We start from the raw sequence: 26121 nt of genomic DNA, 5'->3' as shown, positions 1-26121 counted from the left end.
TGTTCTTCCTCCAATCATTTTAGTTTATAATCTTTTTCTCAACTACCAACTTTTAAATATTTATAAGAACTAAAACATAAATTCCAATGAAAATAACAGTTGATACGTAAAGTAGCTTAATAGATTTTATTATATGCACACCTTTAAGTTCTTCAACGTCTTCTCCTATATAAGGTTTCTCTACAATTTTGCCAAAATAACTTGTAGGTCCTCCTAGTCTTATATTCAATGCCCCTGCCCCTGCTGACTCTGGATGAGCTGAATTAGGGCTTTTATGATTTTTTCTGTCTCTAAAGAAAATCTTAAATGAAGATTTATAGTCATATCTAAGAATAAATGAAGCCATTATTATTAATATTCCAGTTATTCTAGCTGGAATAAAATTAAATACATCATCTACTTTTGCAGAGAAAAAACCAAAATCCTCATATTTCTCATTTCTATAACCTACCATAGAGTCTAGAGTATTTACAGCCTTATATGCCATAGCTAAAGGTGCTCCTCCTATAAACGCATAAAATAAAGGAGCAATTACTCCATCTGAAATATTCTCTAGTACAGTTTCAATAGCGGCCTTACAGATTTGTTTTTCACTAAGTTCTTTAGTATCTCTTGAAACCAAATAACTTACTCTCTCTCTTGCTCCTTCTATATCTCCTCTGCTTAAAGGCAAATAAACCTTATATCCTTCTTCACTTAAACATCTTGGTGCAATAGTAGTCCAAAGTATAATCACATTTACTATTAAGTAAGCCACATAATTTAATTCTTTTAATAGCTTTAAAACTATGAAAGTCAACATAAAAAATATAGCTATCGTACTGAGGTTAAGGAGTGGTCCATAAAAATATCTCAGTTTATTTTCAGCAGGAGTTTTCTTTCTTACTAATTTTTCAAATCGCCTAATATACTTTCCAATAAATTTTACAGGATGAGGAAATTTATAAGGATCTCCTAATAAACAATCTAATAAAAAAGCTAATACTACTGGCATTTTGTTCCCTCATCTAAAATACTATGTATCTTTTTCATATCAAGATTTTCTCTAACAATGCAAGCTAAATTAGCATACTGTTCATTTTTATATTTTCTATAATTGAAACTCTCTTTTTCCTCAGCTATATTAAAGTATTTTCTTACTTTATTTAAATATCTTAAGGTAAATTCTTCGTTATCAAATATACCATGAAAATAAGTACCTATAACTTTTAAATCTTTTGATAGTGCTCCATCTACTTCACCATTGCTTAATTTAATAAAAGCTTGTTCTGTGGTTTGGCTTTTTCCCATATGTATCTCATAACCTTCCACTTCTGAGTCAAACATATTTTCAACGCCTTTAGATATGACTGTATTTTTATCCTTATAAAATTCTGTTTCTATATTTAGAAGAGCTAATCCCTCTTCTTTTTCTAATGAAGTTTCATATCTCATAGGATCATAAATCTCGCTACCAAGAATTTGATACCCTCCACATATGCCAAATATAAACTTTCCTTTTTCTCTTTGTTCAATTATTTTTTTGTCCATACCACTATCTTTTAACGCCTTTAAATCAGCTATAGTACTTTTACTTCCTGGAATTACTATAAGATGATATTTTTCTAAATCTTCTTGTAAACTTACAAAAGATAATTCTACATTAGTGCTTAATGCAAGAGAATTAAAATCAGTAAAATTAGACATGTACGGTAACTTAATTACTCCTACTTTCAAGTCCCCTGATTTCTTAAACTTATTAAAATCTGTTACACTATCTTCATCCTCTAAGTCTAATTTGAAATGAGGTATAACTCCTACTACAGGGATACCCGTTAATTCTTCAATTTGTTTTAATCCTGGTTCTAAAAGTTCTATACTTCCTCTAAACTTATTAATTATTATTCCTTTTATAAGTTTTCTTTCATCCTCAGGCAAAAGCATTACTGTTCCATAAATTGAAGCAAATACTCCGCCTTTATCTATATCTCCAACTAGTAATACAGGACTGTCCGCTATTTTAGCCATTCCCATATTTACAAACTCATCAGATAGATTTATCTCAGCTGGACTTCCAGCACCTTCAATTACAACAAGCTCATGCTCCTTTGATATTTCCTCATATACCTTTATTATCTCTTTTTTTAGAATTTTTTTCCTTTCAAAATAATCTACTGCATCTAAATTATCCCAAGGTTTTCCAAGTAAAACAACTTGGGATTTTCTATCTGATGTTGGCTTTAATAAAATGGGGTTCATCTTAGCATTAGGGATTTTATAAGCTCCCTCAGCCTGCATTATCTGAGCTCTTCCTATTTCATCTCCTTCAGGTGTTACACCAGAATTTAGAGACATATTTTGAGCTTTAAAAGGATAAACATCATATCCATCTTCCGCAAAAATTCTACATAAAGCAGTACACAATATACTTTTTCCAACAGTAGAAGCTGTCCCTTGTAGCATTATACTCTTATTCAAACTTAATCCCTGCTTCCTTTTAATCTTTATTTATATATTCTATCTCCACAAAGTCTTTATAATAATTTATTTCGCTATAAGCTCCTTGTTTAGGTTTTATAGAATAAAATCCCTCTATTCCAGATCCTAATAACTTACTTAAAACAGCTCTTATTACACCACCATGAGTTAAAATTAAATAACTGCCATCATCTAAAAAATCTAAAATTTTAGTGGCTCTTTTATAAAAATCTATAAACCTTTCCCCATCTGGAAAATAAAATTCTTTGTAATCTTTAATAAACTCTTCCCATTGCCTAGGAAATACTTTCTCTATCTCCTTATAGCTTAAGCCCTCCCATAGTCCAAAATCTATCTCTTTTAGTTCCTCTTTATATTCAATAAATTCAGGTTTAAAATCTAAGGTTTCTATTATAATATCTAAGGTTTCCTTACATCTTTTTTGAGGAGAACAATAAACTTTAGAAAACTTATACTCCTTAAGTAGATTTCCTAACTTCTTACTTTGGTTTCTTCCATTTTCATTTATACTTACTTCCTTTTTTCCTTCATAAAGTCCTTTAGAATTCCCCTCTGTTTCCCCATGCCTAACCAAAACTATTTTCATATTCTCTCCTAAAATAAACTACTTGTGAATAATAGTAAAATTAAAAGTTCATTTAACTCAATAGATGTACCTAAAATATCCCCAGTAACTCCATCTATTTTTTTCTCTACATAATTTCTAAACAATATAGCTGAAACAAACCCTACTATCAATAAAATAATCCCATGTTCCCTAGCTATTACTAAAGTTAATAAACATCCTATAACAAGAGCAATTAAAAAGCTTTTTTTCTCTAAAACTCCTATAAATAAATCTCCTAAACCTTCCTTTTCTCTAGCGTATCTTCTTTTATACATAAGAAAAGTTACAAAGGTTCTACCAACAATAGGTGCTAAAATTATAGCCACTATTGCGGTATCAAAATGCATATCTTTAATAGCTATAAATCTCCCCAGTATTAGTAGTATAATTCCTACTGCACCAAAAGTTCCTACTCTAGAATCTTTCATAATCTCAAGAATTTTTTCCTTACTTCGTCCTGAAAATATTCCATCTATTGTATCTCCAAATCCATCTATATGTATAGCTCCAGTAACAACTATATGAGTAACTAGAGTAAAAAAACTAGCTATGTTTAGTGAAAATATCTTAGCTGACATATAATAAACTAAAGCTTCTAATCCTCCTACTATTAAGCCTACTAAAGGGAAATAAGCTACCCCTTTTTGAAAGTTTTCTCTCTCAACCTTAAGGTTTATATTTATAGGAATTCTAGTCATGAATTGAAGTATCAAAATAAAGTTTTTCATACTACTCACCTTTTATCTTCATAGGAATACCACTTACAACAAAATAAACTTCTTTAGCTTCTTTAGCTAAATATTGATTCACTCTTCCAGCAATATCTCTAAATTCCCTTCCAAGCTTATACTCTGGAACTAACCCTGCTCCAACTTCATTAGTAATTAAAACTATTTTAGTAGAGTTTTTAAGTGCATACTCTTTAAAGCTTTTTGCCATTAAGCTTATTTCTTTTATGATTTCCTCTTCCTTTTTTCTAAAGTTCATATTCTTAAAATCCTCTTCTTCAAAAGACTCCATTCCATGAAAAAGCAAATTAGTAACCATTATAGTTATACAGTCAACTATTATTCCTGTATATCCAGCTTTAAGCTGTTCCCCTAAATTTTTATAACTTTCTAGGGTATCCCAGTTCTGATTTCTACTTTCTCTATGATTTTTAACTCTTTCAACCATTTCTTCATCTTTTGGAATAGATGTAGCTATATATAAAACCCTATCCGCATCTTTTAATATGGATTCACCAAATGAGGATTTACCACTTCTAGCTCCTCCAGTAACTAATATCATGCTTCTTCCCTCCAATAATGTTCATAGTTTTTTATATCCACATTACCTTCCTCAAAGGTTCCCATTTCATTTATTATAGCAAGAGAATTTTCTATAATATGCATAGCAAATGGGCATCCTGACCCTTCCCCTAATCTCATTGAAAGATTCAATATTGGATTTAATCCTAACTCCTTCATAGTTAGGTTATATCCTAGTTCACTAGATATATGTGAAGGAAACATGTAATCCCTAACCTCATTATCAATTCTATAAGCTAAAAGAGCTGCTACAGCTGATATAAACCCATCTATTACAATAGGCATCTTATATTTTTTAGCCCCTAAATAGAGGCCTACCATTCCTGCTATATCAAACCCTCCAACCTTATGAAGTATCTCTAGTGGATCTTCACCTTTAGGATTATTAACCTCCAGTATTCTATTTATAACTTTCTTTTTATGTGAAAATTCATCATCATGAAGACCTGCTCCCCGTCCTACTGCTTCATCTATTGAACATCCAGTAAGAGCTATTAATACAGAGGATGAAGATGTTGTGTTCCCTATCCCCATCTCTCCAGTGCCTATAATATCATAACCTTCTTCCTTACATTTTCTCACCATATCTATTCCTACATTTATAGCTCTTTCAGCCTCTTCTCTAGTCATAGCTTCTCCCTTGGTCATGTTAGAAGTCCCTTTTCTTATTTTTTTGATTATAAGCCCAGGATAGTTTATGTCCTCTTTTATTCCTATATCTATAACCTTTAAATCACAATTGTTCACCCTTGCTAAAACACCTATACCCGTTATTCCTCTTAAGAAATTTATAGTCTGCATAGCTGTTACAGTCTGAGGAGCAGATGCCACACCTTCTTCACATACCCCATTATCACTTGAAAATATAACAATTCCCTTTTTGTCTATCTTATTATTAACCCGTCCTGTTATACCCGCAAACTTTATAGCTATTTCCTCTAAAGTTCCAAGACTTCCTACAGGTTTTATAAGCCTATCTAATCTTAATTTTGCCTCTTTCATTGCCTCTAAATTTAATCCCATGATTATTCCCCCTATAAAAAATCGCCAAGGCGATTATGAGCCGTCGATTTTTTTTGCGCATCTGCCTTTCCAAACGCATGTGAGGAAAAACTGGCAGGCGCTCAATTCCTTTTTATTCTTTAGAATAGCATAGTTCTCAGTAAATGAATCTGATTAAACGAAAAATGCTTCTACGGCAATAATGTGTAATCTTACTAAAGAATAAAAAATACCAGTGAGAATCCCACTGGTTTAATGTATGAAAATAAATAGTTAAATACTTAACTACTAAAAATCAATATCCCGTGGCATCTTTTCCCTCCCGAAAAATAAACCTTACTTTCTATGGCAGGTCTTCTGGCTTTGATTCTTCCTACTCCCTATCCTTCCCGAAGCTCTCACTTCAGTGGTTCATATAGGTTTCATCCTCAATACAGTAACGGGGGCTGCATGGGCTTTTAACCCATTTCCCTTTTAACCTTTTGAAAAGGCACCATAGAATAACTATTAAATTTTCTTTTATAATATCATATTAACTATAATTCTCGCAACAAATCCAAAAGTATATTATTTAGTTCTCTTGACTTTATTGCAAATCTTACAAAACTATCATTAAGTCCTTTGAAATTAGAGCATTTTCTAATCAGTACTCCCTTTTCTAGCATAATCTCATATAATTTATTTTCATCAATACCCTTTAACTCACATAAAACAAAATTACAGCTTGTTGGTATTACTCTGCTAATTACACTAATATCTTTAAGCTTAGTTAGCATGTAAGGAAGCTCCTCTTTTATCCACTCTTTACTTTTATTTATGTATTCCCTATCCTCATAGGACTTTTCCAATGCTAATTCAGCTAAGGTATTTATATTCCATGGAAGTTGAGAATTTGAAAACTTCTTTAATAGTTCCTTATTGCTGGAAATTCCATATCCAAGCCTAGCACCTGGCATCCCAAAAAACTTAGTAAATGCTCTTACAATAAATAAGCAAGAGTATTTTTCCACTAAGTTAACTAAGGAATTCTCTTCATCACAAAACTCTATAAAAGCTTCATCAACAATTACTTTTTTATTATTCTCTTCGCAATATTCCAGTAATCCCATAAATTCTTTTCTATCTATTAAATTTCCAGTGGGATTATTAGGATTTCCTATTATTATTCCTTCTAAGTCCTCTAGACTTTTTCTTATTGAAGAATAGTTATATTTAAAATCCTCACTTAAAGGCACAAAAGTAATTTTATTATTATATTTCAAAGCAAATTCCTCATACTCCACAAAAGATGGAACTATAATCCCTAAACTTTTAACTGAAGATATAAATAAATCCAAAACTTCCGAAGCACCATTACCTAAAATTATTTCATCCATATCCAAATTAGTCTCATAATATGTTTTTACATAAGTAATAATACTTTCCTTAAGCTTTCTATATTTGTAATCTGGATACCTAACTACTTCTCCATAAATTTCATCTAAAGCGTCTCTAAATTTTCCTGGTACTCCTAATGGATTTATATTAGAGCTAAAATCTAATATTTGTCTTCCTTTTAAAACACCATCTGTGTATATGTCACCACCATGTTTATTAGCCAACCCTGCCATTCCTTTCCCTATTTTTAAGTATAAATTTCTCTATAGTATAAGCAACTCCATCTTCATCATTACTCTTTGTTATAAAATTAGCTACTTTTTTAACCTCTTCTTTCGCATTTCCCATAGCAACTCCAAGTCCTGCATATTCAATCATCTCTAAATCATTAATGCCATCGCCTATTGCTATTATTTCTTCTCTTTTTATTCCTAAAATCTCTCCTAAAACCTCTAACCCTTTAGCTTTACTAGAGCCCTTGTACATAAATTCTAATAAATGATCCAAGCTTCTTACAACTGCATACTTTTCATGTAATTCCCTTGGAACTACTTTGGTTAGTTCTTCTATATATCTTTCATCACCTTTAACTAAAATCTTTACTAATTTTTGATCCTCTATTTTATCCTTTTGAAAATCTTTTTGAAGTATTTCCATATCGGGATATCTATTAATTTGATGCTCATGTTCACTTATATCTTCTGTTAATATTCCATTTAAAGTATGCACCTCTATGACAGTCTCTTTTCTTTTATACTTTTTATAAACTTCTTTAAGATTTTCATCTTTAAGACTCTTCTCATAAACTAAAGAATAGTCTTTTGTATTGTATATTGTACAGCCGTTATTAGCAATTACATACTCTTCTTCGCCCTCTAAGCCTAACTTCTCAATCAGTTCTTTTACTGATTGTATTATTCGCCCCGTGGTTATTACTACTTTTACTCCCAGTTTTGTAGCTACATTTATAGCTCTTTTTGTTTCTTTAGTTAATTCCTTATTGTCATTTAGTAAGGTACCATCAATATCTACAGCTACTAACTTATACATTTAAATCTCACTTCCAAAACAAAATTTTTCAAAAACATAAGCTACTCCATCTTCTTCATTACTTTTAGTTATGAAATCAGCCTTATTTTTGACCTCTTCTCGAGCATTTCCCATAGCAACTCCAAGTCCTGCATACTCTATCATATCTAAATCATTAAGTTCATCCCCAATTGAGATAATTTCTTCTCTCTTTATTCCCAAGTGCTTCCCCAAAACAGCTATTCCAGATGCCTTTGTGGAACCCTTGTACATAAACTCAAACATATGATTTAAAGCCCTAACAACTGTATACTTCTCTATAAGTTCCTCTGGTATGCTAGAGTACATACCTTCTATTACATGAGACTCACCAAATACTAAAAGCTTTAATATCTTATCTTCGTCCTTAACATCCTTCAGGATATCTATTGTTTTTAATTCCATATAGGGCATTCTTTTTTTAGGGAACACAGTTCCAGCATCCTTTTCAACCAATCCACCTTCTGGGACATGAAGTTCTATTTCTGTATTGTACTTTTTCATAAATGGATAAATATATTTTATATCCTTACCAGTTAGAGCTCTTTCATGAATTAAGGAAAAATCCTTAGTATTATATACAGTTGCTCCATTATCTGCTATAGCATACTCATCTTCTCCTATTAAATCCAATTCTTTAAGATAAGTCATTATCCCAAGTATAGGCCTTCCTGTAGTTATAACTACCTTTATCCCCATTTTCATAGCCTTATTTATACATTCTTTATTTCTCTCAGATATTGTTTTATCATTTTTTAATAAAGTTCCGTCTATATCAATTGCAACCAACTTGTACATTTATAACTCTCCTTCCCTTTTAAAATTCAAAGTATCTTTTAATTCAGATTTTAATTGATTTTTTAAATATCTTGCTTTTGGATTTAGAGTCTTAATTGCTAACTCATGTACATTTTCTATTTCACTGAGGAGATTTTTTCTCTCTTCGTCAGATAGAATTCTATTATCTTCAGCATATTTATATACCTCTTTATAGGTTTCAAAATAATATTCTTCATCTTGCAGTAGTTGCGTTCTTATAGTTAAGGCTTCTTTTTCTTCTCCTGATTTTTCATAAGCATAAGCTAGATTCCATTTTAAAATCAAGTTATTTTGACAAGCATTGTTTCCTTGTTCTAAACTATTTTTCATCATTGCTAGATATTTATTATCCTTGGTTATATCATACAGCCCCTTATAAGAATCCCCTTTTGTTTTAAAATTTCTCCAATCATTAAAAGGAGATAATCTTGATATTTTTTCAGCTTCCTCAAATCTACTACTATTATTAAGTTTTGTAGATATCATAATTATACTTTCATTATAGATAGGTATCATTAAGACTAAAATAAAAATTCCTAATCCCAACTTATATGTTAATAAATCTTTCTCGTTTTTTATATCTTTAATGTAATCATATTTATATGTACTTATAAATACTGTTAACACCATTATTGATCCATATACTAAATCAAAATCCAATAATGAGTGTAAGAAAACTATACTAGGAACAAATGCATAATAATTAACTTTCTTCTCTATTTTGATTACTAAATATATTCCATATAAAATAACTAAAACAAATAAAGTTCCTCCTATTAATCCTAAATCAAAAACTGATTGTAATACAGAGTTATGTATGTACTTAATATCATAAAAAGCAGTTTGATACTTGAATTGATTATATTGAAAGCTGTCTACTCCATGTCCTAATAAATTTACTGAATTTATTGAATCTTGAAAAGTAATAATTCTCTCTAAAAATGATGCATTGGTTAAGCTTATATTTCTCAATCTCTCGAAACTATTTTCAGGTACTAAAACCGCTGTAATAATTACCATTATACTTAAAATTGAATAGAGTATCTTTTTGTCTTTAAAACCTTTATACCCACCATACAAATAAAGTAATACAGGCAAAATTATAATTCCTAATAATCCTAACTTCTCACACATTATATATGAAACTATTGCTACTACAAAAGACTCAAAAATGAAATTGCTTTTATGTCCTTTATCTATTTTTAAAAATATTACACTTAATATTAGTAACAAAATTGTTGTCCTGGAGCCTGAATACATTATTGCTAATATAAATATAACATCTAAAATTTTTGCCCACTTCTCTTTATCCTTTAATACTACATTATTAGCTATAACAAGCAACAGCAATAATAATGCATAACTATTAGCGTACCCCAGACTTCCATAAACTCTTGCATCATAATAAACACCTTGATGTAAAATATACACTAACGCCATTATTGCACTTACTATTAATAGTATTTTTATATTTCTTTTTTTTGTTTCTCCATCTGTGTTAATCTGAATATTTTTAAATACTAAATAATACAAAGGTAAAATTATATATTTAGCCGCTCCTGACAATGAATATATATCAAGTCCATTATATATTACTGAAATTAGTATCATCCCTATAAAAATTAAATTCAAATAAATAAATTTCTTATTATACGCTTTTGGCTTATTTATAAATAAATATATTATTCCAATTAATACAATTAATAAGTTCCCTAATCTTTCGCCTAAAAATGTAATTGGCAAAATTATAGGAATAAGCATTACTAATAGATCTAGCAAATCTTCCTTCCCCCTCTAATTAAAAATAGAGCAGAGATATCTCTGCTCTATTATTTTAACATATTGTGACTTTAGTTGAAATTTTTATTATGCTCTTTTTCTCTTAGAATATAATGTTGCTGCACCAGCTATTAATATAAGCATTCCAATAGCCAATACTTGATTTTGAGTTGCAAGTGAACCTGTTTGTGGTAACTCTTTTTCATTTGAAGTTTGTTCTGATGAATTGTTTTCTTGTGGTGGATTTTGTGTTTCTCCTCCAGAAGTATTTTCATCAGCTTTTTCAGCAATTATATACTTTGAAAAATGTGGTGTTTTAAAAGTTACATTATTTCCATCAACTTTAGTATCCATAACTTCAAATTGCTTTGTCTCTTCATTATAGTAGAAAATTGATAATTTTTCTTTATTTAGTCCTTTTAAATCATCATCAGATAAAGTTATTGTAATCTCTGCTTGACCATCTTTAAATTGATGTATAGCAGTAACATTATTATCCTTATCAACTACAGATAATTCAAAATTGAATACCTTATTTAATCCCTTAATATTTTTAGTAATATCAGAATTATCTTCAACTTTAGAAGTTAGTACTATTTTGGAACCATCCTTTAGTAAATCTTTATTAATAGTTGAGAATGGTAAATTAATAACAGTATTTCCACCTTTAATGTTAAGTGATCCTTTTCCTTCTTTAACAGTTCTTATATCTGTTATCTCTGTAGTAAAGGCTTTTGAATCCTTAGTATCAACTTGTATACTATTTACACTATCCTTGTTAGGTAACTTAGATACTTCCACAAATTTATTTCCTGTATCATCAGTACCTTTATCTACTACGACAGGATCTTTACTATCTTCTCCCTTGTCAGTCTCTGAATCAGAACCACCTCCATTATTACCTGGCGTTGGTTTTTGTGGAGTTTCTTCACCTTGTCCATTTCCTGGGGCATTATTATTTTCATTATTTATTATAGTGTAGATGCCTTTAGAATCATATCCACCCTCATCCTTATACTCTGGCCACCATCCTGTAACTATCATATGATTTTTATCATACACTTCTACAGCATTCATTCTTGAATCAACTTTATAGATGTTTGTCCAATTTGTTCCATCAAATTTTTGAACATAGCCCTCTTTAGCACGCCAGATATTATTATCTTTGTCTACTGATACATCATTAAAATTAATTGAATTAATCTTAATGCCCTCTTGTTTTCCAGTTTTTCTTACATCATATTTTAAAGTTACGATTCCATTTTCAGTATATGTACTAACATACACATCATTTCCTACAACTTTAAAGTCAGTATATCCATCTAAATGTATATTATTAAGTTCATATACTTTTTCTTTTCCATCTTTATCATAGTTGTATATAAATGCAGCTCCATAGTTAGGTCCATCATATACAGTGCCATATGCCCACATGCCTTTATCATTTACTTGATTAGAAGCTGTTTCTACGATTTTTGATTCTGGCGTTATAACTCCATATATTCTCATAAACGGATTCTCCACTACAACTCCTGCATTATAAGAAATCCATAAGCTCCTATCATCATTAACTTTTCTAATAAAGTAGTCATATAACCCTACGTTTTCTCCAAATTTATCTTCAAGTGTTTGTTTGACATAAGTATATATCTCATCATTAGTTTTTATATATTTTTCTTCATAAATATCATATACGCCTTTACTATCCTCTATAAATCTGTTATCAATTTCCCTCATATAACCATTACTTATAAGTTTTTTTTCGTCTTTAGTAATTCTAACTATGCTAACTTTGTTTTCTTCATAATATTTTATTAAACTCACATCTTTATATTGCAGCTTCGTTGTTATGTAGTTCTCACTATACTTCAAATACTCAGGTAATCCCACTGCACTTGCAGTCTTAGCCAATATTCCTAATGGAAGTATTGATAAAACAAATAGATATGCTAGAAACAAACTAGCAGTTTTTTTAATATTTTTCATGTTAATCCCCCTTATAATTAAATTAAAGTTTCCACTTAAACATTTTACACATTATTCACAATTTAATAAAATCAGCTTATCTTCATAAACCATATTTATATTAATCTTTCTAATAATTACTCTTTATTACTTATTATCTCATATATCTCCATAATTTTCTCAAATTATCATTTTCAACTAATGACTAATGATTGTTAAATGTGTATATAATTTATATTGTTACATCTATAATCGTTGAATTAAGTTGAAATTTCCTCTCTCTATTGATATAATGTAGTTTGTTTTGTTACAGAAATATAATGATTTTATTATAGATACAAAAAATCTTTTAAATTAAAATAAGGAGGAAGCAAAGTGACAGAATTAATTAGAGAAATTCAAAAAAGAAGAACCTTCGCTATCATTTCCCACCCTGATGCTGGTAAAACCACATTAACTGAGAAATTACTTTTATATGGTGGAGCAATCAGACTTGCTGGTTCCGTTAAGGCGAGAAAAGCATCAAAACACGCAGTATCAGACTGGATGGAAATAGAAAAGCAAAGAGGAATATCTGTTACCTCCTCTGTTATGCAATTTAATTATGATGGATACTGTATAAACATATTAGATACTCCTGGGCATCAGGACTTCTCTGAAGATACATATAGAACCCTAATGGCTGCAGATTCTGCTGTTATGGTTATAGATGCAGCTAAAGGTGTTGAGGATCAGACAAAAAAACTATTCCATGTTTGTGCATTAAGAGGTATCCCTATATTTACTTTTATAAACAAAATGGATAGAGAAGCTCAAGATCCTTTCCAACTATTAGAAGACATCGAAAGAGAACTTGGAATAAAATCTTATCCAATGAACTGGCCTATAGGTTCAGGTAAAGATTTTAAAGGAGTTTATGAAAGAGATAAAGAAGCTATCGCTATCTTTAATTCTGGAAATCATGGTCAAACAGAAGTTGAAATGATGGAAGGATCAATTGATGATCCAAACTTTAGAAACTTCTTAGGTGATGGACTTCATGACAAACTTAAAGAAGATATAGAATTATTAGATATAGCTGGCGATGATTTTGATTTAGAGAAAGTAAAAGATGGTGATCTTACTCCTGTATTCTTCGGATCAGCTCTTACAAACTTTGGGGTAGAATTATTTTTACAACACTTTTTAAAATTAACATCTTCTCCACTTCCAAGAAACTCAAGCAATGGAGAAATAGATCCTTTCAGCGAAGATTTTTCTGCTTTCGTATTTAAGATACAGGCTAATATGAATAAGGCTCATAGAGATAGAATTGCCTTTATGAGAATTTGTTCTGGAAAATTTGATAAAGGTCTTGATGTTAATCATATTCAAGGCGGCAAAAAAATGAAACTATCTCAACCTCAACAATTCTTAGCACAAGATAGAGAAATAATTGAGGAAGCATATGCTGGAGATATTATAGGTGTATTTGATCCTGGTATATTCTCTATTGGGGATACTTTATGTTCAGGTAAAAATAAGTTTAAATTTGAAGGAATACCAACCTTTGCTCCAGAACATTTTGCTAGAGTAAGACCTATAGACACTATGAAGAGAAAACAATTTATAAAAGGTGTTTCTCAAATAGCTCAAGAAGGAGCTATTCAGGTATTTAAAGAAATCCATGTTGGTATGGAAGAAATCATAGTTGGAGTTGTAGGTGTGCTTCAGTTTGAAGTTTTAGAGTATAGATTAAAAAGCGAATACAATGTTGATATAAAAATGGATAGATTGGCTTATCGCTATGTTAGATGGATTGAAAATACAAACATAGATATGGATAGCCTTAACCTAACCTCAGATACTAAAAAAGTTAAAGACTTTAAAGATAGAAACCTACTTATATTCCAAAATGATTGGGGTATATCTTGGGCTTTAGATCATAACAAAGGTATAGTATTATCTGATGTAGGTAAAAATGACGATTAATTTAATTAAAAAGATGGCTTAGTCCATCTTTTTTTCAATTATTAAATGGGTTACTCTACCTTTTCCATGGCTTATCATCAAACTTTTTTCATATCTTCTCAAGAGCCTAATTTTAACTTTTACCCTGTTGAGGCTTCTTCTTAAGCCCCTTTAAAGTCCTTCTCTAACCTCTTATCTTAAAAAGACTAGACAAGCCCTGAAAAACACACCTATCAAATAGTAGTGCAGACGACATTCTTATATTGCGACATTACGACATTACGACATTACGACATTACGACATTACGACATTACGACATTACGACATTACGACATTACGACATAGGGTAGTCTACCTTTTCAGCTAGCTCATTATTCACTTTTTTCTAAAATATTTTTAATTCTTAAAAGGATTATATTCTTAAATTTCTAATTTCCATCATACCGCTGTTCCAATGTTCCACTTTTCCACTGCTCATATGTTTCAGAATACCTATGCTCCGATTTTCCACTGTTTTGCTGTTTCTATGCACTACTGCCCTGTAGAGACTTCTTCCCAAGTCTCATTAAATTCCTTCATGCATCTATTCTGTGGAGACTTAAATGATCAGACTGACACTGAAAATCGCGTCTACTGGATAGAGGTGCAAGTCTCATTAAATCCTTTCATACATCTATTCTGTAGAGACTTAAATGATTAGACTGACGCTGAAAATCGCGTCTACTGGATAGACGTGCAAGCCTCATTAATTCCTTTTAACTGCTGGTTCTGTAGGGCTTAAAGAATTATATTGGCGCTGAAAAGAGCTTCTATCTAATAAGACTAATCAACTTTTAATAATATTTGTAAAAAATTATTTTTTTAATTTTTAAAGGTTGACAATGTTTTACAGGAATGTTATCCTAAGAAAGAATTAATTTTAATTATTATAAGGAGGTAGGAAAGATGTTAACAATTATTAGCTTTAGAAACTTTAGTAACTTAATAGAATTAAATAATTTTATCGATAGTCCTGTCTCTTTTAGTGTAACCATCAAGTAAAAGGGTATTTTTAACCGTGGACTATCGCTCCATGGTTTTTTTATGGGCTTTTTGCCTTCTATTTTAGCCGTGGAGTTTCCACGGCTTTTATTATTTTTTAGGTAATTATGTACATTATTGTGATAAATATTTTTCTTAGATTCATTAAAAACTCTATTGCAATCTATGTACCCTAAAAAATAATAAAGAGAATTGAGCGCCTACAAGAACTAGATTAATTGAATACTTGTAGGTGGCTATTTTTCTTCACATGCGTTCAGAAAGGCAGATGCGCAAAAAAAATTGACGGCTCCAAAGTCGCCTTGACAATTTTTTTATTTTAAGAGGAGGTTTTAGTTAATGAAACGAGTTATGAATTATGTGTTTAGGTATAAATTAGTTTTACTTGTACCTAGTATATCAATGCTTTTAGTTATAATTGCTTGTATGTTTGAACCCTACTTTCAAAAGCTTTTTATAGACAAGGTTATAGCTAACGGAGAAAGAAATTTAATTCCCTATTTAATAGGTGGAATATTAATAATCAATATTATAAAGGCGCTTTTTGGTTATATAAAAGAGTATTTATTTGATTATTTATCAGTGAAAGTTACAAAGGATTTGAAGGAAGATTTGTTTAATCACATTCAAAAACTTCCATTTAAATATTTTGACACTATGAATACTGGTGAGCTTATGTCTAGAATTGGAGAAGACGTAGAAAATATCTGGAGAACAATAAGCTTTGGACTTAGATTATTTTTTGAAAATGCCTTATATTTTATTTTCAGTACAGTAATTCTTTTCTACTTGAATTGGAAACTTGCACTTGCTTGTTTAGTTATAATGTTACCAATAGCACTTATAGCTATGAAGCTTGAGAAGAAGATGCTTGATTCTTTTGAACAAATCAGTGATCAGGGAGCTGTTATTAATACCACAGCTCAAGAAAATATAGCTGGTGTTAGATTAGTTAAAGCTTTTGGAAGAGAAAAACATGAAATATTAAAATTCCTTAAGATGAACAAGCAGAATTATAAACTTAACATGGAACAGGCAAAGATAATTGCAGATTTCTTCCCTCCAATAGAGCTGCTGACTAATATTTCTTTAGTAATCATGGTTGCTTTAGGTGGAGCATTGGTTATAACAAAGGAAATATCTCTAGGAACCTTGGTTGCTTTTAGTGGATACATTTGGAACTTAATTTGGCCTATGAGAATGCTTGGATGGCTTACAAATATGATTGCCCAAAACAATGCATCTGCTAATAAAATCTTTAAGATAATGGATATAGAACCAGCTATTAAAGACTCAGACAACCCACTATCCCCTGCTTCACTAAAGGGAAATATTAAATTTAAAAATGTTTCTTTTAAGTATAGAGAAGAAGAGATATTAAAAAATGTAGATTTAGATATTCCTGCTGGTAGTACAGTTGCCCTTATGGGTACAACAGGTTCTGGAAAGACATCTATAATAAATCTTTTGGGAAGATATTACGATGTATCAGAAGGTAAGGTTCTTATTGATGGTATTGATGTTAGGAATATTAAACTTGATATTTTAAGAAATGCTATATCTATAGTGCCTCAAGATGTATTTTTATTCTCTGATACTATTGAAGAAAATATACGTTTTGGTAATAGAAATGCTACTGATGAAGAGCTACTACAGGCTTCTACCCTTGCCTGTGCTAGTGAATTTATTTCTGAACTTTCAGATGGTTACGCAACTATTATAGGTGAAAGAGGTCTTGGTTTGTCTGGTGGACAAAAACAAAGAATCTCTATAGCAAGAGCTTTAGTTAGAAAAGCACCAATATTAATTCTAGATGATGCAACTTCTGCCTTAGATATGGAAACAGAATTTCAACTATTAAAAAATCTTAATACTCTAAATAATAGTTCTACTGTTTTTATTATTGCACACAGAATTTCCGCTGTTAAAAATGCTGATATTATCTTGTTCTTAGACAACGGTCGAGTTATAGAAAAAGGAACTCATGAAGAGCTTCTAAAATTAAAAGGAAAGTATTACGAAGTATATAAAGAACAATTTAAAGATTTTGAGACTATTACTCAGGAGGTGATTGCATGAGTATAAATAGTATAAAAGAAGATGAAATGGTCTTAACCCTTTCTAGATCTACGGTACTTAAGAATTTATTTTCTTACCTAAAACCCTATGCCTTAAAGATTTTTATTGTAATTAGTTTATTGGTATTTGTAATGATTATAGGTTTATTAAATCCTTATTTTCTTAAGATATCTATAGATAAATATGTTGCAAACAGTGATTTTAATGGATTAATCATAATGGCTATATTATTTATAGCCTTAAATATTGGCTCTATGATAGCCTCAAGAATAAGAATATTAATGATGTCTTCTGTTACTAATAATGCTTTGGTAAGCATAAGAAATGACTTATACTCGCATATTCAGAAATTAGGTTTTCAGTTTTTTGACTCAAGACCAGTAGGTAAAATATTGGCTAGAGTTATAGGTGATGTTAATGCTCTTGGAGACTTATTTACAAACAGTGTAACTAGTTTAATTCCTGAATTATTAAGTTTAATTTGTGTAACTATTATAATGTTTTTTATGAATGTTAAATTGGCCCTAGCTTCTATCACTCTACTTCCTATACTAGCTGTTCTTATGTTTTCTATAGAAATAGCTTCAAGGAAAAGATGGGTTGCTTATAGAAGTAAGCGTTCTAATTTAAATGCATATACTCATGAGAACTTTTCAGGGGTAAAAATAGTCCAAGGTTTTGGTAATGAACCTTTAACTAAAAAGAATTTCTCTAGCCTTTTAGATGATATGCTTAATAAGTTTATGGAGGCTGTTAGATATAATGATTTCTTTTGGCCTTTAGTTGAACTATCTTGGGGAATTGGAACTATAATAGTATTCTTAAATGGAATAAAACTATTAGACTCTAACGAGATAACAATGGGAACCTTAATAGCTTTCACTATGTATATAGGAATGTTTTGGAGACCTATAATTAATATAAGTAACTTCTATAACACACTTATTACTAATTTCTCAGCAGCTCAAAGAATATTTGAAATAATGAGCATAAATCCGGATATATATTCTATTGAAAGAGCTGAAAAATTCCCAGAGATTAAAGGAAATGTAGAATTTAAAAATGTTTCTTTTAGCTATGATAACAAAACTAAAGTTTTAAATAATGTTAGCTTCAAAGCTAAGAAAGGACAAAATATAGCCTTAGTTGGACCTACTGGAGCTGGTAAAACTACTATTGTTAATTTAATAAGTAGATTTTATGACGCTACAGAAGGAAGTGTACTAGTAGATGGGAAAGATATTAAGAAAATGGACTTAGAATCCTTACGTTCTCAGATGGGGATAATGCTACAAGATACCTTCCTCTTCTCTTCTACTATTAAGGAAAATATCCGTTATGGTAAATTAGATGCTACAGATGAAGAAGTAATAGCTGCTGCTAAAGCAGTTAATGCTCATGACTTTATTATTAAGCTTGAGAATGGATATGATACAGAAGTCAGTGAAAGAGGTTCAAAGCTTTCTGTAGGGCAAAGGCAATTGATTTCTTTTGCTAGAGCACTACTTGCTAACCCTAGGATATTAATCTTAGATGAAGCTACTTCAAATATTGATACCTATACAGAAAAACTTGTACAACAAGGTATTGAAAAATTATTAGCAGGAAGAACTTCTTTCGTAATTGCTCATAGATTATCTACTATAAGAGATTGTGACAAAATTATGGTAATTGATGATGGAAGAATAGTTGAAAGCGGAACCCATGATGAATTAATATCATTAAAGGGCTCTTACTATAATCTATATACTTCACAATATAAGTTAATGAATGAAGGTGCTTAAAGGCAATTGTTCATAAATAAAAGAGCTGTAAGTTAACGAATTTATCTGTTAACTTACAGCTCTTAATTACTCTTTGTAGGTTTTAATTTCATATATCAAAACAAATATTAAGGTAACTATTAATACCTGCAAAAATACTGTGGTTTTTAAGTGATCCCTAATAAATATAATTATTATATTAGAAATCTTAGGAATAAACATAACAATTACTCCAAAAAAAGATAATACATTTATAATCATGTATATTGCTTTTTTCTTAATTCCAATTGTTGAAAAAAATATTGTTAAAGGTTCTGTTATTACTTTGCTTCCATCTAAAGGTGGTATAGGTATAAGGTTTATAATAAATAGTACAAAATTAATTATTATCACTTCATTTAATATTACAGATTTTATGCTATCCATTTCTTCAGTTAATAGTAGAGTAAAGCTTGTATTATAAAATGATAGATTATCATAACTTAGATAATTTCTAACAAGTAAAATAGAGTCCCCTATTATTGACCTTACTATATTTAAGTCACCCTTAGCAAAAACAACTAAACCTAAAATGCTTATTATTAAGTTTACAAATACACCACTTAAGGAAATTATTATCTTCTTATATAATTCTAAATCCTCATATTCTTCCTCAAAAGGTATTACTGAACCTCCAACTGGAATCAGTTTAAAATTAAACTCTGCTTCTCTTATAAAGAAATGCAATATTGTTTTTCCAACTCCTATATCATAACTTCTCACTTTCACTTTAAATATAATAAATGCTAGTAGATGCCCTAATTCATGCATTACTATGGACATATATAGTATAATTAGTAAAATTAATTCATTCACTTTATCTCCTTATAATCTATTACTCATTAATATTTTTGTTTCTACTATACTTCATAAATATATTTATACTTTATTTTGAGATTTTATGATTATAATGTGAAAAGACTACAAAAGCTTTTATAATATAGCCTTTGTAGTCTTTAATATTAAAGTGCAAATTTGTTTATAGCCTTAGCTACTCCTGAATTATTATTTGTATCAGTTATATAGTCAGCTAGTTCCTTTACCTCTTCTGTAGCATTTCCCATTGCTACACCTAACCCTGCATATGTTAGCATAGAAATGTCATTTTCATTATCTCCTATGCACATTATCTCTTCTTTATCTATTCCAAGGATTTCTCCAAAAGCCTTTACTCCTTTTCCTTTTGAAGTTCCTTCAGCCATTACCTCTACATTCTGCCATCCTGAGCTAACTACTTCTAATCCACCAGCTTCTTGTAGCTCTTGCTTTATTTTAGCTAGAAGCTCTGTATCTTCGGTGATTATGATAGCTTTTAAGATTTCATCTATATATATATCATAGGCTTCTCTAAAGTCCTTATGTATCCCAAACTTTACTTGTAAGTTATCTGGAGCTATCTTATTTGATATCACATATCCATGATTTTCTGGAGGTTCTGCATTTGTAATCATGGTGTTATAAGTATTAAAGTATTTCTTTATATCATATTTTTTTATTACATCACAAACCTTATTAAATTGTTCTCTATTAAATGGATGCTTATATATTACTTTTTCTTCATCCTTTTCCCTTATATATGTTCCATTAGATGCTATTATAGAAGCCTTTATTCCTAGTACCTCTGCGTATTGGCTTGCTGCTATAAAAGATCTTCCAGTAGTTATAGCTATCTTGATTCCCTTATCTATAGCATCTTTTAATGCTATCTTATTCTCTTCGCTAACCTCATGGTCGTCATTTAATAATGTCCCATCCATGTCTATGCATATAAGTTTATATTTCATTACCTCACTCCCTGAACTTTTGATTACTTTTATCGCTTTTTTTATTATACACTAAAAGTATATTATTTACTAATTTAAAAAGAGATAAGGATGCATCCTTATCTCTATACTAATACTATATTAAGCTTTCCATAATCCGTGAAGATTGCAATATTCTCTAACTGCTAATATTTCTTCATCTACTTCAAATGTTGCTTCCGGCTTGTCCTGTGGTGTTAAATTCTTTCTAAGTACCTTAGTTGGAGTTACTACTTCAATCCATTGAATCAGATGGGCATCTGTCATTGGATGTTCTACTGAACCTACTACTACATGTACTCCTCCATCTATTTTAGTTACTACTGGAATATGTTTTTCTACAGCTGCTTCTTGAGTATTTTCAACTAAAAGCTTCATAGGTGATCCACAACATACTAGTGTTCCACCGCCTGCATTTAAAACTTCCACAACATTACCACATATTGGACACTTGTACACTTCATTTTTTGTTATCATAAAAACTCCTCCTTATGCATATGAAAATTATTATTTAATAGTAATTATTACCTATATGTATTATAGTTCAATTACCTATGATTTACAATAGTAATTTTATATTTTTAGCTAAAAATATATTTAGAAGGGAGGTTCTAAAATGAAAAAAGATAAATCTATAATAACTAATGAAAATAAAATCTATCTACCAAATGACAGAGATTTTTATGAGCCTGATGAACATGATTTAAGAAGCTATTCTCCTAATGGAGATTATACAATTTTACCTGATCCTACTAAGGATCCAATTGTTTCAAACAACATATCTTGGATGGAATTCGATTATACAGACCAAAGTTTATATAAAGAAGATTAAAAAAATGGAGGAATAAAAAAATATTCCTCCCTTTTATTAAAGTTTATAAAATTCCTCAAATGATTTTATGCAATAGTAGTGATCTTTAACACCACCAAGTTCTCTTATGGAGTGCATACCTAATACAGGATTTCCCATATCTACTGATCTTATATTTAGATGTGTAGAATTTATAGGTCCTATAGTAGAGCCACCTCTGGAATCAGAGCGATTTGCAAATTTTTGATATGGAACTCCTGCTTTTTTGCATATCATTTCATATACTGCTGAAGATTCAGCATCAGTAGTATAGCTTTGAGACGCAGCTATTTTTATAACTGGTCCTCCATTTATAACTGGTCTTAACTGTGGATCATGTTTTTCTCCATAGTTAGGATGCACTGCATGAGCTAAGTCAGCAGATATTATAAAGCTCTTTGCTAAGCTTCTTAAGTAATCTTCTCTATCTCCTTTAAGAGCTATTACTATTCTCTCTAATACGCTTGCCAATAATTCTGAGTCAGCTCCCTGTTTTGTTGAGCTTCCTACCTCTTCGTTATCAAAACATGCAAGTATATTCGTTCCTTTAGACGATTTAACCTCTGTTAATGCTTTTAATCCAGCATGAACCATAGATAGGTCATCTAACCTAGCTGAACTAATAAATTCTTCTTTTAGTCCTATTAAACTGCCTTTTTCAAATTCATATGGAAATAAATCAAAATCAATTATTTCTTCTTTATATACATTAAGTTCTTCACTAATAACTTGAAGTAATATATTATCTTTTTCTAGACTATCATTTATCATAGTCATAAGTGGTAGTACATCTTTTTGTCTATTTATTTCTACGCCTTGATTTACATTTCTATTCATGTGAATTGCAAGGCTTGGTATTATTAAAATTGGTCTATTTATATTTATAAATTCTATTTTAGGATAAAGTGGATTATCACTTTTTAATGTTACTCTTCCTGCAAGAGCTAGCGGTCTATCAAACCAAGTAGCTAGTATAGGTCCACCATAAACTTCGGTATTTAGCTTTAAATATGCATTTTCAGCTATCATTTCTGGTCTTGGTTTTATTCTAAACCCAGGTGAATCCGTATGTGCTCCTATAATCTTAAAACCTCTTTCTTGTGGTGTATCTTCACCCACTACAAAAGCTATTAATGCAGAGTCATTTTTTTTTACAAAATATTTCCCATCTTTTTTTAACTTCCACTTATCTTCTTCTTTTAATTCTTTAAATCCTTGCTTTATTAAAATTTCTGAAATATTTTCTACTGCATGAAAAGCTGTAGGAGAATCATATAAGAAGTCTAATAATTCTTTTGCAATAACTTTTTCCATGTTAGTCACCTTCTCTTTTATATCTTTTGTTATAATTATAATTTCCCTTAATAATTAATACCTATACTTTAAAGATTTTTTATAATATTTTTATATAATCTTTGCTAACATAACCTTCTTTTGTTCCAGTTGAAGTACTATATTTAATTTTGTACCAGTTTCCTTCAGTTGAAATTACTTGAACCTTTTGATTATTTAGTAAGTATCCTACAACATAAGTGTTATTTCCTGCACCTTGTCGTACATTTAAATTTGATGTTACATTTATTACTTGCCCACTTTTTTCAGTTTGTGAATTATTTGATGTATTTGAAGTAATCTTTTCTACATATTGTGAACTAACAAAACCTTCTTTGCTTCCATCATATTTAACTTTGTACCAACCTGAAGACTCGCCTATTATCTCTACTTCTTGTCCATTTTTCAACGATCCTGTAACTCCATAATTGGTCCCAGCTCCACTTCTAACATTCAAGTATGATGTTACATCTTTTATCTTCCCTTTTGAACTACCTGTATTAGCATTATTATTTGGAGGTGCTGGTTGTTGAGTAGTTGGAGGTGGATTATTTCCTGTATTGTTTTCAGTAACCTTCTCAATGTATTGCTTACTTACAAAACCTTCTTTTGTAGCTCCATTTTGTGAGAATTTTATTTTAAACCAATCTCCTGCTTCTCCAGTTACCTCTACCTCTTGTCCATTTTTCAATGAACCTATAACACCATTATTAGTTCCTGCTCCACTTCTTACGTTCAAGTATGAAGTTATATTCTTTACTTTAGCTTTATAAGCAGTTGGTGTTGGTGTCTGTCCGCTATTTCCGCTATTGTTGCCATTATTGGAATTGCCGCTATTTCCATCTATTGAAATATATTCTCCGCTTACGTATCCTTGTATTCCTTTTGAAGAAGTAATCTTATACCAAGTTCCATTTTTCTCTTCAATAGTAACTTTCTCTCCATTTAATATATATCCTACAACTCCATAATTTGTTCCTGCTCCACTTCTAACTCTTAGGTTAGTAGATACATTAACTACTTTTCCAGTTTGCTTCACAGCTGGTGTTTCTGGATTAGTTGGATTAGTAGGTGTGTCTGGAGTTGTTGGGTTTGTAGGTGTATCTGGCTTAGTTGTTACAACCTCTTTTTTAGCATCTTGTATTAATTTATATATAACTTGTCCATATGTAGCATTTGCATTAACAGCTGCTTCTAAAGATGAATATTTTGTTTTATCATAACCTGGCACAGCCCATTTACCTGAAAGCTCTTCTAAAGTTGGCGCACTACCTTTAGTTACATACTTGTATCTAGTATCAACAACTTCTTGCTTAAGTGCATCGCTTGTAGCATAAGCTTTTAGATGTTGAATTTGAGCTCTTATCCCAATTCTTACGCTGCTAAATGTATTTCTTTCATCACCATTTCCTGTTGCGCCTAACCCTGAAAAATTATTGTCCTCTGGTTTTACTATTCCACCATATTGAAAATATCCTGTTTCATGTAATGATTGTGCTATTACTATATCTGCCCTAACTCCTTCTATGGCACTTTCTTCATAAGCTATATCTACGAATTCTTCAATAGTAGAATTTAATTTATAACTAATATTCTTATTCTTCAAGAACTGCTTAAATTGTTCCTTTGTAACTTCAGAAGTTCCAATAATATTATGTCTGTCTTTAATAAGATCAACTATAGTTTTTTCAACTTCTGGCTCTTTTTCTGGCTCTGTTGGAGTCGTTGAATTATCAATTATTTGTATATAGCTATTACTTACGTAACCGCTTTTTCCATTATAGTTTATTTCATACCATCCAGTTAAGGAGTTTTTAATCTCTACCTCATCGCCGTTTCTAAGACTTCCTATTACGCTAGCTGAAGTAGATGCGCTTCCTCTTACATTAAGAGTTGATGATATATTAATAACCTTACCTTTTTTATTTCCTGTTGAAGGAGTATTATTATCGGGATTCTCTTCTTCAAAAGAACTGCTTTTTATATAATCTTTATATACATAACCTATAACATCATAGTTGTAACTGTTACTAGTTACTTTAGCTCTAACCTTATACCAACCATTTTCTTCTTTGAATATATCAACCTTTTGTCCTAGTTTTAAAGAAGTTAATACTTCCGATGAAGTTGATGGTGATTTTCTTAAATTTACTGAACTAGATACATTATAAACCTCTCCTGTAGAAGTAACTTTTTCATCTGTAGGTGTTGATGTGTTTCCATTTCCAATAGCTGACTTTAGGTAATCCCACAATTGTGGTTTGTCCCATATCATATATTTAGGACATATCTTTCCCGTTACATCATAATGTCTAACAACATTTTGAGCTGGTATAGCATACTTCTCCATTAGATATTTAGTTAATGCAATTCCATTCTCTAACGTTTTATTAAAGTCATTATCTACATTTACACATAATTCTATTCCAATAGTGTTGGAGTTATTTATTATAGGATTACTTTTATCTCCTACATGCCATCCTCTCCAATTATTTTCTAATACCTGAATTATATTATTTTGATCCACAGTGTAGTGTGCAGAAGCCTGAGCATCTGGATGATTTGCAAAATAATCTCTATTAGCTTGTGCATTTGCACCAAATTTTCTGTTATCTGTATCGTGTATTACAATATACCTTGGAACAGTTGTTACACCTTTTGAGTAGTTTATATCTATAAGTTGTTTACTTACTTTAATTCCGTTTAATGTAGGTGTGGAACTTGTACCCTGCCCTTGAGTACTATTATCTGTATTGGTTGCAGCTTGAGCAATTTCTACTGAATGCGCCACATTAGCTATAATAGTAGATGACAATATAAGTGCTGATATTTTCTTCTTATTCATTGTTCTTCACTATT

20 protein-coding genes and 1 riboswitch are annotated in these 26121 nt (G+C 30.4%); of the genes, 4 read left to right on the top strand and 16 right to left on the bottom strand.

Annotated features, from left to right (window positions below):
- Positions 1-52: 52 nt before the first annotated feature.
- The 11 genes from cbiB to L1S49_RS09075 all read right to left on the bottom strand — a co-directional run bounded on the left by cbiB (position 53) and on the right by L1S49_RS09075 (position 12426).
- Positions 53-994: an adenosylcobinamide-phosphate synthase CbiB gene (gene cbiB / locus L1S49_RS09125; protein ID WP_238903766.1), complete on the bottom strand. Its 942-nt coding sequence runs from the start codon at positions 992-994 to the stop codon at positions 53-55.
- On the bottom strand, positions 985-2442 hold the full coding sequence (locus tag L1S49_RS09120) for a cobyric acid synthase (RefSeq protein WP_238903886.1): 1458 nt from the start codon (positions 2440-2442) through the stop codon (positions 985-987). The genes cbiB and L1S49_RS09120 overlap by 10 nt, the downstream gene beginning before the upstream one ends.
- Before the next feature lie 34 nt (positions 2443-2476).
- Entirely contained in the window at positions 2477-3064 is a 588-nt protein-coding gene (locus L1S49_RS09115) for a histidine phosphatase family protein (protein WP_238903763.1), read from the bottom strand.
- Between the two features lie 8 nt (positions 3065-3072).
- Positions 3073-3813, bottom strand: a complete 741-nt coding sequence (gene cobS / locus L1S49_RS09110; RefSeq protein ID WP_238903761.1) for an adenosylcobinamide-GDP ribazoletransferase — start codon at positions 3811-3813, stop codon at positions 3073-3075.
- A gap of 1 nt (position 3814) precedes the next feature.
- Positions 3815-4375, bottom strand: coding sequence for a bifunctional adenosylcobinamide kinase/adenosylcobinamide-phosphate guanylyltransferase (gene cobU, locus L1S49_RS09105; RefSeq protein WP_238903759.1), 561 nt, complete (start codon positions 4373-4375; stop codon positions 3815-3817).
- Positions 4372-5418 carry a nicotinate-nucleotide--dimethylbenzimidazole phosphoribosyltransferase gene (gene cobT / locus L1S49_RS09100; RefSeq protein WP_238903757.1) on the bottom strand — a complete coding sequence of 349 codons (1047 nt, stop codon included), beginning with the start codon at positions 5416-5418 and terminating at the stop codon, positions 4372-4374. Before cobT ends, cobU begins: the two co-directional genes overlap by 4 nt.
- 308 nt (positions 5419-5726) lie before the next feature.
- Positions 5727-5910, bottom strand: a riboswitch (cobalamin riboswitch).
- A 23-nt stretch (positions 5911-5933) separates the two neighbouring features.
- Positions 5934-7007 (bottom strand): histidinol-phosphate transaminase, encoded by a 1074-nt coding sequence (locus L1S49_RS09095; RefSeq protein WP_238903755.1) that lies wholly within the window; start codon positions 7005-7007, stop codon positions 5934-5936.
- Positions 6991-7824, bottom strand: a complete 834-nt coding sequence (locus tag L1S49_RS09090) for a Cof-type HAD-IIB family hydrolase (RefSeq protein WP_238903753.1) — start codon at positions 7822-7824, stop codon at positions 6991-6993. The genes L1S49_RS09095 and L1S49_RS09090 overlap by 17 nt, the downstream gene beginning before the upstream one ends.
- Complete coding sequence (locus L1S49_RS09085; RefSeq protein ID WP_238903751.1) at positions 7825-8640, bottom strand: Cof-type HAD-IIB family hydrolase; 816 nt, start codon at positions 8638-8640, stop codon at positions 7825-7827.
- Positions 8641-10440 carry a hypothetical protein gene (locus tag L1S49_RS09080; protein ID WP_238903749.1) on the bottom strand — a complete coding sequence of 600 codons (1800 nt, stop codon included), beginning with the start codon at positions 10438-10440 and terminating at the stop codon, positions 8641-8643.
- Between the two features lie 87 nt (positions 10441-10527).
- On the bottom strand, positions 10528-12426 hold the full coding sequence (locus tag L1S49_RS09075) for an LPXTG cell wall anchor domain-containing protein (RefSeq protein ID WP_238903747.1): 1899 nt from the start codon (positions 12424-12426) through the stop codon (positions 10528-10530).
- A 354-nt stretch (positions 12427-12780) separates the two neighbouring features.
- Between L1S49_RS09075 and L1S49_RS09070 the strand changes: the two genes are divergently transcribed.
- From L1S49_RS09070 to L1S49_RS09060, 3 genes are all read left to right on the top strand, one after another.
- On the top strand, positions 12781-14376 hold the full coding sequence (locus L1S49_RS09070) for a peptide chain release factor 3 (RefSeq protein ID WP_238903745.1): 1596 nt from the start codon (positions 12781-12783) through the stop codon (positions 14374-14376).
- A gap of 1360 nt (positions 14377-15736) precedes the next feature.
- The gene (locus L1S49_RS09065) at positions 15737-17476 is read left to right on the top strand and encodes an ABC transporter ATP-binding protein (protein WP_238903743.1); all 1740 of its coding nucleotides are present in this window, start codon (positions 15737-15739) and stop codon (positions 17474-17476) included.
- Positions 17473-19260, top strand: coding sequence for an ABC transporter ATP-binding protein (locus tag L1S49_RS09060; RefSeq protein WP_238903741.1), 1788 nt, complete (start codon positions 17473-17475; stop codon positions 19258-19260). The genes L1S49_RS09065 and L1S49_RS09060 overlap by 4 nt, the downstream gene beginning before the upstream one ends.
- A 66-nt stretch (positions 19261-19326) precedes the next feature.
- Here L1S49_RS09060 and L1S49_RS09055 read toward each other — a convergent pair whose 3' ends face one another.
- From L1S49_RS09055 to L1S49_RS09045, 3 genes are all read right to left on the bottom strand, one after another.
- Positions 19327-20094, bottom strand: coding sequence for a M50 family metallopeptidase (locus L1S49_RS09055; RefSeq protein ID WP_238903739.1), 768 nt, complete (start codon positions 20092-20094; stop codon positions 19327-19329).
- Positions 20095-20240: 146 nt separating this feature from the next.
- Entirely contained in the window at positions 20241-21062 is an 822-nt protein-coding gene (locus tag L1S49_RS09050; protein ID WP_238903737.1) for a Cof-type HAD-IIB family hydrolase, read from the bottom strand.
- 120 nt (positions 21063-21182) lie between these two features.
- Positions 21183-21557 (bottom strand): desulfoferrodoxin, encoded by a 375-nt coding sequence (locus tag L1S49_RS09045; RefSeq protein WP_021803169.1) that lies wholly within the window; start codon positions 21555-21557, stop codon positions 21183-21185.
- 139 nt (positions 21558-21696) lie between these two features.
- Between L1S49_RS09045 and L1S49_RS09040 the strand changes: the two genes are divergently transcribed.
- A complete protein-coding gene (locus L1S49_RS09040) occupies positions 21697-21912 on the top strand; it encodes a hypothetical protein (RefSeq protein ID WP_073020607.1) in 216 nt (71 codons plus the stop codon).
- Positions 21913-21948: 36 nt separating this feature from the next.
- On the opposite strand, the gene L1S49_RS09035 is transcribed toward L1S49_RS09040, so the two are convergent.
- Complete coding sequence (locus L1S49_RS09035; RefSeq protein ID WP_238903735.1) at positions 21949-23244, bottom strand: M18 family aminopeptidase; 1296 nt, start codon at positions 23242-23244, stop codon at positions 21949-21951.
- 79 nt (positions 23245-23323) lie between these two features.
- Positions 23324-26107, bottom strand: coding sequence for an SH3 domain-containing protein (locus tag L1S49_RS09030; protein ID WP_238903733.1), 2784 nt, complete (start codon positions 26105-26107; stop codon positions 23324-23326).
- Between the last annotated feature and the right edge of the window lie 14 nt (positions 26108-26121).

The organism is Clostridium sp. YIM B02506 (assembly GCF_022324845.1).
Lineage (GTDB): Bacteria > Bacillota > Clostridia > Clostridiales > Clostridiaceae > Clostridium_T > Clostridium_T intestinale.
The sequence above is the reverse complement of the archived record's forward strand: the minus strand, read 5'-3'. Positions and strand labels throughout refer to the sequence as shown.

Excerpts from the sequence above, each read along its gene's own strand:
- cobT (WP_238903757.1), bottom strand. The coding sequence starts at position 5,418 with ATGGGATTAAATTTAGAGGCAATGAAAGAGGCAAAATTAAGATTAGAT.
- cobS (WP_238903761.1), bottom strand. The coding sequence starts at position 3,813 with ATGAAAAACTTTATTTTGATACTTCAATTCATGACTAGAATTCCTATA.
- L1S49_RS09115 (WP_238903763.1), bottom strand. The coding sequence starts at position 3,064 with ATGAAAATAGTTTTGGTTAGGCATGGGGAAACAGAGGGGAATTCTAAA.
- L1S49_RS09060 (WP_238903741.1), top strand. The coding sequence starts at position 17,473 with ATGAGTATAAATAGTATAAAAGAAGATGAAATGGTCTTAACCCTTTCT.
- L1S49_RS09120 (WP_238903886.1), bottom strand. The coding sequence starts at position 2,442 with ATGCTACAAGGGACAGCTTCTACTGTTGGAAAAAGTATATTGTGTACT.
- L1S49_RS09075 (WP_238903747.1), bottom strand. The coding sequence starts at position 12,426 with ATGAAAAATATTAAAAAAACTGCTAGTTTGTTTCTAGCATATCTATTT.
- L1S49_RS09035 (WP_238903735.1), bottom strand. The coding sequence starts at position 23,244 with ATGGAAAAAGTTATTGCAAAAGAATTATTAGACTTCTTATATGATTCT.
- L1S49_RS09040 (WP_073020607.1), top strand. The coding sequence starts at position 21,697 with ATGAAAAAAGATAAATCTATAATAACTAATGAAAATAAAATCTATCTA.
- L1S49_RS09065 (WP_238903743.1), top strand. The coding sequence starts at position 15,737 with ATGAAACGAGTTATGAATTATGTGTTTAGGTATAAATTAGTTTTACTT.
- L1S49_RS09095 (WP_238903755.1), bottom strand. The coding sequence starts at position 7,007 with ATGGCAGGGTTGGCTAATAAACATGGTGGTGACATATACACAGATGGT.
- L1S49_RS09045 (WP_021803169.1), bottom strand. The coding sequence starts at position 21,557 with ATGATAACAAAAAATGAAGTGTACAAGTGTCCAATATGTGGTAATGTT.
- L1S49_RS09085 (WP_238903751.1), bottom strand. The coding sequence starts at position 8,640 with ATGTACAAGTTGGTTGCAATTGATATAGACGGAACTTTATTAAAAAAT.
- L1S49_RS09050 (WP_238903737.1), bottom strand. The coding sequence starts at position 21,062 with ATGAAATATAAACTTATATGCATAGACATGGATGGGACATTATTAAAT.
- L1S49_RS09090 (WP_238903753.1), bottom strand. The coding sequence starts at position 7,824 with ATGTATAAGTTAGTAGCTGTAGATATTGATGGTACCTTACTAAATGAC.
- cobU (WP_238903759.1), bottom strand. The coding sequence starts at position 4,375 with ATGATATTAGTTACTGGAGGAGCTAGAAGTGGTAAATCCTCATTTGGT.
- cbiB (WP_238903766.1), bottom strand. The coding sequence starts at position 994 with ATGCCAGTAGTATTAGCTTTTTTATTAGATTGTTTATTAGGAGATCCT.
- L1S49_RS09030 (WP_238903733.1), bottom strand. The coding sequence starts at position 26,107 with ATGAATAAGAAGAAAATATCAGCACTTATATTGTCATCTACTATTATA.